The organism is Bacillus sp. D7-8 (assembly GCF_052055895.1).
GTDB lineage: Bacteria > Bacillota > Bacilli > Bacillales > Bacillaceae > Bacillus > Bacillus velezensis.
This window is the reverse complement of record NZ_CP179922.1, coordinates 1050605-1063138: the sequence shown is the minus strand read 5'-3', so window position 1 is coordinate 1063138 and position 12534 is coordinate 1050605. Positions and strand designations below refer to the sequence as shown.

General features: G+C 51.1%; 6 protein-coding genes. 1 reads left to right on the top strand and 5 read right to left on the bottom strand.

Annotated elements, in window-relative coordinates:
• Positions 1-26: 26 nt before the first annotated feature.
• Positions 27-245 (top strand): spore germination protein, encoded by a 219-nt coding sequence (locus ACKTRM_RS05500; RefSeq protein ID WP_003155143.1) that lies wholly within the window; start codon positions 27-29, stop codon positions 243-245.
• Positions 246-288: 43 nt separating this feature from the next.
• Here the strand turns inward: ACKTRM_RS05500 and ACKTRM_RS05495 are convergent, their stop codons facing one another.
• From ACKTRM_RS05495 to addB, 5 genes are all read right to left on the bottom strand, one after another.
• On the bottom strand, positions 289-582 hold the full coding sequence (locus ACKTRM_RS05495) for a hypothetical protein (RefSeq protein ID WP_003155144.1): 294 nt from the start codon (positions 580-582) through the stop codon (positions 289-291).
• Positions 583-597: 15 nt separating this feature from the next.
• Positions 598-3990 (bottom strand): exonuclease subunit SbcC, encoded by a 3393-nt coding sequence (sbcC, locus tag ACKTRM_RS05490; RefSeq protein ID WP_012117252.1) that lies wholly within the window; start codon positions 3988-3990, stop codon positions 598-600.
• Positions 3987-5159 carry an exonuclease subunit SbcD gene (gene sbcD / locus ACKTRM_RS05485; protein ID WP_007409169.1) on the bottom strand — a complete coding sequence of 391 codons (1173 nt, stop codon included), beginning with the start codon at positions 5157-5159 and terminating at the stop codon, positions 3987-3989. Before sbcD ends, sbcC begins: the two co-directional genes overlap by 4 nt.
• Positions 5160-5223: 64 nt before the next feature.
• Positions 5224-8928 (bottom strand): helicase-exonuclease AddAB subunit AddA, encoded by a 3705-nt coding sequence (addA, locus tag ACKTRM_RS05480; RefSeq protein ID WP_023356819.1) that lies wholly within the window; start codon positions 8926-8928, stop codon positions 5224-5226.
• Positions 8915-12415, bottom strand: coding sequence for a helicase-exonuclease AddAB subunit AddB (addB, locus tag ACKTRM_RS05475; RefSeq protein WP_012117250.1), 3501 nt, complete (start codon positions 12413-12415; stop codon positions 8915-8917). Before addB ends, addA begins: the two co-directional genes overlap by 14 nt.
• Positions 12416-12534: the final 119 nt, after the last annotated feature.

Genomic DNA, 12534 nt, shown 5'->3' with positions numbered 1-12534 from the left:
TGAGACTTCTATAAAGGGTGTCGTTTATGCCAGCAATTACCGGACCTATAGCTATCAATTCCATATCGGGCGGAGTCGTAAACTTTGGTGATTCCTTTTACCTTTCTCCAAAAAGCTCTTCTAAATCTGCGCTCGGTTCGGGAGCAGGCAATACCGGAGATTTCCTGTTATTAAACAACGTTGTCAATGCGACAAACTATATAGACCCCGATGTCAGCGATCAAAATGTGGTAGGAAACGCCTAAAAAGCAGCCGCTCTTTCAGAAGAGGGCTGCTTTTGGTTCAGCGTTATTTTCGTTCATTTGCTTTTTTTGTTTTTACAAGCTTTTCCGGCGGCTGTTTTCTGATCCATTTCACAAACCGCGCGAGTTTCGGGTCACGCCGCAGCTCTTCTATTCCCGCGAGCCTTGCCGCAAGCTCCTGATTCGTATAGAGAGCGTGAACCTGTTTATGACAAGGGATGCAGAGCATTGCGGTCGGAAGGAATGTCCCGCCTTCTTCCTTAGGCGTTAAGTGGTGCTCCGTCAGCCGCACATGATGGCGGCCGCATAATTCACATGTGCCCTCGGCAGAATCGGCCATGATTCCTTCTCCTTTCTACATGATCTCCAATGTGACCCGGGTGCCTTTCCCGCCCGGTTCGGACGGATGAACGATTAATTTTTTCGGCAGACGCGCTCTCAGCTCCTGCACATGGCTGATCACTCCGACGGATAAGTTGTCCGATTGCAGCTTTTCGAGCGCTGTGACAACGGTGTCTAAGAGCCCTTGGTCAAGAGTCCCGAATCCTTCATCTAAGAAAAAGAATTGCAGCGGGTATTGCCCCCGCAGCTGAATCTGGGCGGACAAGGCAAGCGCAAGCGACAGCGATGTCAGAAACGTCTCCCCGCCGGAAAGGCTTGATACGGGCCGTTTGACGCCTCCGTTCGCGTCATCACGCATGACGAAACCGCCTTCTGAATCGACTAATATGGCATACCGCTGCCTTGTCAGCGCTCCGAGACGGGCAGAGGCGTCTCGAGCCACGCTTTCCAGCTGTTCTTCCGCTAAATATTCGACGAATGTATTGCCTTTACATACAGACTGGAGCTTATCAAGCCTGTCAATCTGTGTCTGCCAGCTTTTCAGTTCGGCCTCAATCTCTTTAAAGCGCTTATGCTGTTTTTGCATAACCGCGAAAGCTTTTGCCTGTGCTCCTTTTTCCTCCATGGCGGCGCCTGACTCAGCCTCTGCCTGCTTCAGCAGAGAAACGGATGCTGTCCATTCTTCCTCCGATATCCGGCGCTCGGCTAATTTATCAGTAACACGGCTGATATTTGCCGATAGCTGTTTTGAGGTGTCCAGGAACTCATCAATTTCTTTTTTCATTTCCTCTGCACGCCCTTGCGGAAGCAGACTTTTTTTGACTTGGTCCGGCTCGGTAAACCCGGTGTTTTTTGACCTCACGCGCCAGTCGTTTTGCGCTTTCTCAAGGGAGGTCTCAGCATCCCTGAGTGACATGAGACTCCCGGATTCCCGGCCTTTTGCGTCATTCAGTGATTGCTGCGCCTGCTTCAGCGCATCGAATAGGGACTGTTCTTTCGATTTTAACAGCTGTAATTCCTGCCGCACCGCTTCAAGCTTTGCGGAAATTGATGTTTCTTCAGCTGCTGTTCCGAGCTCTTGTTCATATCCGTCAATCACCTGCTGCAGGCGCTCAGACGCATAGTGAAGCTCGAGCCGTTCCCGTTCAAGCCGATGCTTCATCTCCTGCAGGCGTTCTTTCTCCTCTTCATGTTCCTTGAGGAATGCGATGCTTGTTTCAATGCGCTTCTCACATTCTTCTGCCTGCCTGTCCTTCTCATCTATCGAAGCCTGCCAGGCGTCAATCTGGTTTGGCGGAATATCACCGCAGACTTCGTTGTACTGATTCAATCGGCTTTCTGACAGCGATTCAAGCTCTTCTAATGAATGTCTGAGACGGCCGGCTTCTTTTTCCTCGTAGCGGATTCGTTCGGCAAGCTGCTCAGCTTGTTTCACCGTCTGCTGATGCGCGCTGATCAGTCTTGTGACCTTCTCTTTTACCGACAGCATATCCTGTTTCATTTGTTTCCATTCCAAGCGGACGGCGCTGAACGCTTCATCAAGCGGGCGTCCGCTGATGGAGGAAGCGGCTTCCAGCTCCGGAACCCGGACGCTTTGCAGAAACGGACATTCTTCGGTAAAACGCCCCGACTGCTCTTCTAATGCAACCTTGGCTGTCAGCACCTCCTGAGAAAGAGCCGCCGCCTCAGAAAGCAGCGCTTCAACCTGCTGCAACTGTTCCTGTACAGCCGTATCAGGCGAGAATGTTTCATGAGCGGAACGCGGGCGGTCATGCTGCGTCGAGCCGCATACAGGACAAGGCTTTCCTTCGATTAGTTTTTCCGATAATTCTTTTGTTAATGCAGCCGTTCTCGCTTCCTCTGAGCGCCTGCGGAGATCGGCTTGCGTTTTGTCAGCCCGTTCGGCTGCGGCTTTCAGTGAACGTTCCGTTTCACAGACCATATGGTAAACGGTTTGAAGCGTTTGATAAGCGTGCGTAATATCTTCCTCTTCCGTTTTCGCTTTCGCTGTAAGCGACTCGCTTTCTCCGTTCAGCTTCTCCACGTTTTTCAGCTGCGTTGTCAGATTGGCCCGCTCTTTCGTGATTTGTTCCTGTGTCTGCTGAAAGCCCGCCGCCAGCTGTGCTGCGGTCTGGCATTTTTTCCGTTCATCGGCGGTCACTTGAACTGCTTTCAGCTCTTCTTTCAGCTCATTCTGCCTGTTTTGGCCGCGGGTCAGGCGGTCTTTCACTCCGGCCAGCTGTTTCGAGGCGGCTTCGTATTCTTCCTCTTTTTTGCTGTGTTCCGCATTTGTTTTTTCCGCTTCTTTTTTCGCTTCAAGCAGTTTTTGTTCAATGGCTGAAAGTCTTTGATACAGCTCTTCTTCCTTGACAAGCTTCGGCTCCTGTTCGGCCTTATGGGCCCGCCATGCTTCATAGGCTTCATTTTGCCGGGTAAATGAAACGGTTTCCGCCTCTGATTTCCGTTTGGCCAGTTCGTGTTCCCGTTCAGCGTGCTGCTTCCGGCGGACGGCTTCTGTGTAACGGTCTGCGTACGGCTCAAGGGCGAGAGCTGTTTCCGCCTCTTTAAGACGCTCAGTCAAATCCGTGATGTACGGGTGTCTTTCCTCAAGCTTTTTCTCCCGGCGCTCATATTCATCTCTTTCTGTCTGCAGGTTCCAAATTTCCTGGTGATTCTCAAAGCGCTCTTTTGCCCGGACCCGTTTCTTCTCAGCTTCTTCAAGCCGTTCGTTCGCTTCGTGAAACTGCTGTTCAGCCTGCTTCAGCGCATCTTCTCCTGCGTCTCCGAGCCCGGATTGTTCGGCCAGCATTTCATTTTTTTTCGCTGCCGCTTCCTGCGCCCGCCGCCGCAATTTTTTGACAAGCCTGTCCCCGTACTGTTCCAGATTAAACAGGCGCTGGAGCATATGTCTTCTTTCCGCGCCTTTAAGCGACAGAAACTCGGCAAACTTTCCTTGCGGCAGCACGACGGCTCTTGTAAAGTCGTCAATGGTCAGGCCAAGAAGCTCCTCTACCTTTTTGTTCACTTCATTCGCTTTATCGGCCAGCACCGTTTGTTCGTCTTTGATTTCAATCAGGCGGCAGAGGGCGGTTTTTACTTTCGTTTCATCCGTTCTCTTAAAAACGCGCTCGACCTTGTAGGAAACCCGGTGGCCGGATTGAAGCGCGAATGTAAATGAGACGGCGAGCTGATCTTCGGCATGATTCAGGATGCCGTGCGTATTATTTGCGGCGCGCTCCACTTTTCCGTATAAAGCGAGTGTCATGGCATCAAGGATCGACGATTTTCCGCTTCCGGTCGGCCCGAAAATTCCGAACACCCCGGCTCCGGACAGTCCGGCAAAATCAATGGTCTGTTCCTCCCTGAAGCTGTGGAGCCCTTTTATCGTTAACAGAATCGGCTTCATGTCGCATCCTCCTCATCATCTGCTGACGCAAGCTCTAAAAACAGCTTGACCATCTCCTCATCCGGCACGCCGCCGCCCGTTTGTTTTTCATAAAACTTCTTAAATCGATCCTCAATTGATGTGTGTTTCACTTCAATCCGGTCATTTTCGGTCTCTTTTTCTTCAAAAACCGGCCTGATATGGATAAAGCCGGGATGCGCCTTTCTCAGCCGATGAATTTCCTCGAGAGAAAGCTGATCCGTCAAATGGATATCAAGATCGATCCAGGCATTCCGGTCACGCCCTTCATCGAGCCAGCCGTGAACTTCGCTCAGCCCCTGCGCTTTCCATTTGACGAGCGGTTTACCGGAAGACAGGAAAATCTCTTCCCACTTCGCTTCTCCGCCGGGCTTCGCTTCTACCACCGTCACCGATTTGGCATAACCGGCTTCTGAAAAGCTGTATGCGAGCGGAGAGCCTGAATAACGGGCAGCCGTCTTGGCGCGCTTGATCGTTTGCGGACGGTGGAGATGGCCGAGAGCCACGTAAGCCGCATCAGCCGGCAGGCTGTCAGCGGCGACCGTGTAAGCGCCCCCGACTTCAATCGGACGCTCTGAATCGGTCTGATTCCCCCCCGCGACATAAATGTGGCTCGCCGCGATTTTCACGGCATCGTCCCGGCACAGTCCGCACATGTGAGCAAACGCCTCTCTGATTTTGACATCGTAATGATCGCGAAGAAGCTTTTCCTCAAACGTATCAGAAAGCACTTCGTTTAATCTCGCCTCTGACGGATATGCCAGCGCAGCTACGGCTAACAGCTCGTCCGCCGACGGCACTTCAATATGCACGGGTTCTGTCCGCGGATAGCCGATTAAATGAATGCCGCGCTCATTTGTTAACGGAGAAGCCGCCGCCAGCCTGTCGGGATTGTCATGGTTTCCGGCAATGACGACAACCGGGCGCTTTCCACCGTCAGAAAGCGCGGAAAGACTTTCGTAATACAATTGTTCAGCGAGCGCAGGCGGGTTGACCGTATCAAATACATCCCCCGCCATAATGACCGCATCAATGTTTTCTTCCTTGACAATGGTATTCAGCTCTTCCAGTACTTCGGCCTGCTCGCTCAGCCGGCTTCTGCCTTCCAGCGTTTTGCCGAGGTGCCAGTCAGCTGTATGTAAAATGCGCATACCGCATTCACCTCACTTTTTGATAGAAAAAAAGATCCGCTCCAAAAAGGAGCTTCGGATCTTGTTACAGTGTAAGAACGTGACCTCCATCGAAGAAATAGAGCGCACGCCCTTTCACTTTCGTTTTTGTAATTTGTTCAACCGCTTTTGTATACAATTCAATTTGTGTTTCATACCTTTTTTGCAGAATCGGAGCCGCGCCTTCAAATCCGTTCCGGAATTTCCCCTCTATCCGATCTGTTTTATAGTCCAGCAAATAGAGACCGTCCGCCGTTTCGTAGAGGCAGTCAATAATCCCCTGCACGAGCAGCGGTTCACCGGCCGTTTCGGCATCCTTGTACACCTCGCCGGCCGGAAGCGCCATACTGAACGGCACTTCCCGGTCAATCCGCAGCGCCCTGAGAAGGTCTTTCCCGATTTCAGTTCCGAAAAACTGGACAATTTCTTCTATATCAATAGCTTCCTGCTGTTCTTCTGTCAGCAGCTCTTTTTCGTAAAGCATCCGGACCGTCCGCTCCGCTTCTTCGGCAGTCGGAACGTGCGTCAGCGGTATGTGCTGCATCACCGTATGCATCGCCGTCCCTTTTTCGGCGGCTGTCAGCCCTTTTTTCATCATAAAACCGGGACGCCTGTATAAAAGCGTGTCTCCTGACGGTTTGATGAGAGAGCGGCCGCTGTATTCATCCTCGTATTCTTGCTTTCTCTTCAGCTCAGAAACTGATTGCTTCGTTCTGATAGCCGTCAGCTCTCGGTACGGATATTCCCATTCAAGCAGACGGCGCGCCTGATCATCAAATGAAAACGAATCAGGAATCGGCTCGCCCTGCTGTATTGCTTTTAGACGTTTGCTCTTTTCTTCAGCACGCTCTTTTGGATTCTCTTCCAGCAATTCACTTTGCTGCAGCATCCGGATGTGAAAACGCGACGGGTCGCGCGCGATATCCTCAGATGAGGAAAGTCCCGGCGTCCTGTGCGCCTCCATGTCACGGTGGCGGATGAGCGCCGGCCCGATAAAGTCCAAATAAGATGACGCCTGATAGCGGTCGAATTCAGAAAGAAGCCAATCGGCCCGGTCTGCTTGCGCCTGCCATTTGGCCAGCTGTTTTTCCCGGTTTTTGCAGGAACCGACGAGAAACAGCTTTTCCTTCGCTCTGGTCAGCGCCACATACAATACGCGCAATTCTTCGGATAAGAGCTCTCTGCGCATCTTTTTCTTCATCGCCACAAGCGGAAGAGTCGGATAGCTGATTCTGAGTTCCGGATGAATATACTTCGTGCCGAAACCGAGCTCTTTATCAAGCAGGTATGATTTGTTGAGATCCATCATATTAAAACTTCTGCCGAGTCCGGCGGTGAAAACGACGGGAAATTCAAGTCCTTTGCTGCTGTGGATCGTCATCAGCCGAACGACATCCTCCTGCTCGCTGAGCGCCCGGGCCGTCCCCAGATCATCGCCGCGCTCCTGCATCCGTTCAATGAACCGCAAAAAGCGGAATAACCCGCGGAACGCCGTCGCTTCGTACGAGCGCGCCCGGTCATACAAGACGCGCAGATTGGCCTGGCGCTGCTTTCCGCCGGGCATGCCGCCTGCATAGTCAAAATATCCGGTATCGCGGTATACTTCCCAAATCAGCTCAGACACCGAATGATTCGTCGAAAATGACCGCCACTTTTGCAGACTGTCATAAAAGGTTCTCAGTTTTTGATACAGTTCATCATGCCTGTCAGCGTTCGCTAAATATGCTTTCAGCGCTTCATAAAACGGCGCTTTTTTCTTTTCAAGACGTATCAGCGCAAGTTCATTTTCGTCACAGCCGACGATGGGCGAGCGCAGCACGGAAGCAAGCGGAATATCCTGATACGGATTATCAATCACCTTTAAGACTGAAAGCGCCGCAGCCACCTCCACGGCTTCAAAGTAACCCGACGTCAAATTGGCGTACACCGGAATGCCCTGGTTTTTCAGCTCTTCCATTAATTGCGGCGCCCACGGCATGGAGCGCAGCAAAATTACGATATCCCGGTACTGGATATTCCGGTGTGTTTTTGTTTTGCCGTCATATACCTTAAACGGAGATGAGACAAGCTTTCGGATCTCCCCGGCTATCGCTTTCGCTTCCCAGTGCACAGTTTCAAAGTCTTCGGCATCCTCGGAGCTGTCTGCGCCATCAGCGCTGTCAATGAGCAGCAGTTCCGTTTTTGCCGCGTCATTCGGCGGATACGATGCGCCGAGCTTCAATGCCGCCTGTTCATCGTAGTCCACTTCGCCGATTTTTCCGCCCATCAGCTGCTTAAACAAGAAATTCGTACTATCCAAAATATCGGAGCGGCTGCGGAAATTTTGGTTCAGGTCAATTTTCTGCCCCGCGCCTGCCCCGCTTTCTGTAAACCTTTTATATTTCCCGAGAAACAGCAGCGGCTCAGCAAGTCTGAAACGGTAGATCGATTGTTTGACGTCGCCTACCATAAACAGATTTCCCGCCTCTTCATTCCCGCTTTTAACAAGCTGCAGGATAGACTCTTGCACAAGATTCGTATCTTGATATTCATCAACCAGAACTTCATGGAACTGGTCTTGATAATAAACGGCCGCTTCGCTCGGCACCCGCCGGCCTTCTTCATCAACCGCAGTTAAAATCGCCAGGCAGTAATGTTCCAAATCTGAGAAATCAATAATTGATTTTTCTTGTTTCGCCGCTTCAAATCGTTTTCCGTACGATATCACGAGCTGAACGAGCGTTTCGATGACAGGCTTCATATCTGCTAAACTCTTTAAGTGATCTTGCGGACTTCTTGTAAAATAATCGGTCTTTACCTTTTCGATCAGTTTCTTCGCGCCGTTTCGCAAATCGGTCGCTTCGTCCAAAAGCGCTTTGTCAAATTCATCACCCTTTACCGCCTTCGCCCGCTTAAATGAGACTGCGGGAACCCGTTCATACAGCGCATCGAAGTCATGCCGGCAGCTGATCAGCTCTTCTATCTGCTGAAGGTCATCCAGAAAATTATCAGCGCGCGGGGCCGGCCCGCCGGGCGCTTTTGTCAGTTCAAGCGCCTTCTCAAGCTTTTGTTTTGCCCCGAAGAGCGCCATTTCAGCATCTTCTTTCACATACTGGTAAAACGGAAGCTCTTCCATTTTGCTTTCTTCCGTCACGTCATACAGGCGGACAAAGCTTTGCAGCCATACTTCCGGGTCAGGATGCGACCGGGAATACTCGTACACCCGTTTGACAAGGTCTTGAAGATCAAGATCATGCCTGTCTGTCGTATATCTGTCCGCAAGCTCAAAAAACGCCTGATTCCCTTTTGCGTATTCATCTTCAAACAGCTCATCAAGAACTTCGTCTCCGAGCAATTCGCCTTCCGTCTGGTCAGCCATCCGAAAACCGGGGTCAAGATCAATCATATAATAATATTTTTTAAGCACTTGCAGACAGAAAGAGTGAAGCGTCGAAATGCTCGCCCGATTTAAGAGAGAGAGCTGCCGTCTGATATGCAGAGATCCCGGATTTTTGGCGAGCTCTTTTTCTAATGCTTCCGCGATCCGATGCTTCATCTCCGCTGCTGAGGCGTTTGTAAAAGTCACCACAAGGAGCCTGTCAACATCAACCGGATCTTCTTCCGCGGTTATCTTTCTGATCATCCGTTCCACGAGCACGGCCGTTTTACCTGATCCGGCTGCGGCAGCGACCAGAATATCGCGGCCGGAAGAAACGATGGCGCTCCATTGGTCATCCGTCCATATGCTGTCTTTCGGTTTAGGAATTTGCATCATCATCCGCCTCCTTCTTCAGCCAATCCAGTATGGTGCCGTCTTTTTCCGCTTTCAGGCTGCGGTATTCATTTTCCTTAAGCGACTCATCAAACTGGCACACCGATTGAAACGCACAGTACGTACAAGGCGTCTTATCTTTCAGCTTATACGGGGTAATGGACACAAGCCCGTCCGTTATCGCTTCGCCCGCCTGTTCAAAAGTCCGCCGCACATGGTCTGTCAGCAGATGAAAGTCCTGTTCACTGACCGCGGCTGAGTCGGATCTTAAAGACCCGTCCTTTTTCAAACCGGCATTGACGATATTTGAACGCCCTTCCTCCAAAGTCGTGTCCATCAGGCTGATCGCCTCCCGGTCACCGAGGAGAAGGCCTTTCATTTTAAATTTCTTAAAAATTTCCTGCTCGATTTCATCAAGCCCCATCGGCAGACTGGCCTGAATCATCGGATCATGAATATGGAAATACAAAACGCCTGCCGGGGTCGCTTTCATACCGAGCCAATCTTCGGAATGTGTAATCGATAAGTCAAGATATGTGAGCATTTGCAGAGCGAGCCCGTAATACACCTCAGCCAGATCAAGCCCCCTGTCGCTTGATTTATAATCAACGATTCTCAGCAGCAGGCCTTTTGAGCTTTCCGCTTTATCCACGCGGTCGATCCGTCCGACGAGTTCCATCGTACAGCCGTTTTTCAGCGTGAAAGTGAGCGGAGGCAGCGGCCCGCTTCCGCCGAAACCGAGTTCAAGACCGACCGGGACGAAACCGCTCGCCTTCGCATGCTCGCTTAATATGCCAGAAACACGCGTGACGATCTTCTGCAGTTTTTCCTTCACATAAAAGTGTCTGTTTGAGCTGAGCAGAATCTCTTTTTGCAGCTTTGGCGCAAGCCGTTCCACCGCTTCATAGGAGAAATTCCGGCACTGATCTTTCGTCAGATCGCGCCATTCCAGCTTCTGCTCACGAAGCCGGTCTGAAATCAGCTTCAGGCTGGAGTGAAACAGCTGGCCGATATCCGGCGCGTCCAGCTTGAAAAACTGCCGCTCTTTTAATTGAAGCCCGTGAGATGCAAAATGAGAGAACTGGCAGGCATTAAACGCCTCCATCCGGGAGACGCTTCCTTTAATATGCTCGCCGTAAAGCTGGCGCGAAACAGGCCGTTCAAGACGCTTCGCCTCATTGCGGAAAAACAGGCTTGAAAACAGCTTTTTCGCACGCCGGTGATCAGGCTCTTTCATCAGCACATTGTATGCGCTCCACCATACGTCACTGATCTCGTACTCTCTTGTCCACAGCCTGAGCTGACTTGCCGTATATGTCTGAGCCACCTGTTTATTGACGAGATACTGAAGCTGCTCTTCTTCGCTTACCTGCTCGGGATCAGCCGCTGACAGCTTTTCCTGATGATCGGGAAACAGCTCGCCAAGCCTGTTTACAACGATTGACGGCAGGAGCGTTTTTCCTTCCGCATCGGCAATCGGGTATGACACATAAAGACGGTCAGACGGACTTGACAGCGCCATATAGATGAGAAAATGCTCATCAAGCAGCCGCTCACGCCCCGCGGAAGACAGCTCCACTCCGACTGCTTTCAGCCACTCCCTGTCATCATCAGACAGCACGCCGTTTTCATCCGGGCGCGCCGGAAGAACGCCGTCATTGGCACCGATGACGAATGTGCAGGACGTGCCGTACATTCTTGAGAGATCCATATTCCCTACAAATACTTGGTCAAGCGCGGGCGGAATTAAAGAAAAATGAAGCGATTCCGTTCCCGTTTCAAGCATTTGCTGGAACAGCGCCAAAGATATTTCATCTTCACCCATCATGCCGGCAAACTCCTCGAGAAGCTGGATAACGGCATCCCACGCCTGACCGTGCTGCTGCGCTTCGATCATGTTTCCGGCCTCTTCGGCCCGCTGCCTTTTCCGGTCCAGCTTCAGGGGAACATCGGTATCTTCCAAAAAGAGATAAAGAGCCTCCGCCATGCTTTGAACCGTTTTCGCTTTTTTCATCCGGTTTTGGAGCTTGACGAGGGGCGCGGCCATCCACTCTTTCGTCTCATTCAGCATGTGTTCCATCTCTATTTCCTGATCCGTCTGCGCGAAATCCTCATCGAGCGATACGAAGCGCCTGTATACAAACCGCTCGCCGCTCGTCCAGCGCTCCCCTTTAATGCCGTAGGCGATACAGTAATTTTCAAGCTGATCAACCTGCTCCCTTATTTTCTGCTCCGGCTGATCAAGCGGGAATAACAGTTCGGTTTTCGCACAGCGGAACACCGCTTCATATCTCCAGTTCCCCTTCACGACATCCAGGCTTGAACGGATGAATTCAATAAGCGGGTGATGCTGCATAGAAGCTTTTCCGTCAATAAAATAAGGAAGCCCGTAATCGGCAAACACTTCCTTCAGCAAATCTTTATAATCTTCCGGCTGACGGATGAGAATCGCCATATCTTTGTACCGGTATCCTCCGTCCCGGACAAGTGATTGAATTTCCCGGGCAATACCTTCAAGCTCAGCTCTTCTGTTTTGCGCCTGCATGACGGTAAAAGCTTCCTGTCCGCCGGTATACGCCGCAGCGGGACGCACATCGTACTGCGACTCTATACAGGCAAGCTCCGGCGCATGCTGATGCCGCTTCGTGCCATGCAGTTCCTTGCAGGAAATATCGGCATTCAATTCCTTTGCCGTCTGATAAAGCTTATAGTATGTGCTTCCCGTCATTCTGAACAGATCGAGCTCATCCGGTGCCTGTTCCGCCGAAGGGCTGTCCGCCGTCAGCGAGAATGTGACATGTTCAGCATGCATGATCAGCTGCTCCAGCACCCTTAATTCCTGCGGCGTAAATTGATAGAATCCGTCGACGTAAACATGGGCGCCTTTTACAACGTCCGCCAAAGGAATCTGCTGAGCGAGCAGCGTCAAATAATCCTCTGAATGCAAATAGTGTCCGGCGAGGCTTCTTTCCATCTGCTGATATAAAATGCCTAAATCATGAAGTTTTTCAGACAGCATCCGCTCTCCGCGATATTCTGACGCCGTTCCGCTTTCCGCCATGCGTCGGACGTCTTCAGGCTCAATACAGTACCGCTTAAACTCTGTCAGCATCCGTTCCACCTGCTCAGTGAACCCGGTTTTGTCACTCGCTTTTTGATACACTTTAAACTCGTGCTTATGTTCTTCAATCAATTTCCTTAAAAGCATCTGCACACCCGTCGTCGTCACAAACGGGCGGTTCATGCCCCCGGTATGCTGAAGCACGCGCCACGCCAAACGCGAAAAACTGAACACTTGAGCGCGTATCATGCCGCCGATATCCGGCGTTTTAGCAAGCTCATATTCCATTAAAAACGTCATTTGATCCGGGACTAGAAAAATGATCGGTTTCCCGAACGGCTCCCGGCGCAGTTCATCTTGAATGCTGTCGATAATCAGCCTCGTTTTCCCACTCCCCGATCTGCCTACTAAAAACTCAACACCCAATTAGAAGACCCCTCTCTTTTTATCTTTCTACATTTTATCGAAAGTTGACGAAAATGACCAATCTCATCTGCTGGTAAAAACGGGATGACTGTTTTAAAAAATATCGTTTTTGACCAAAA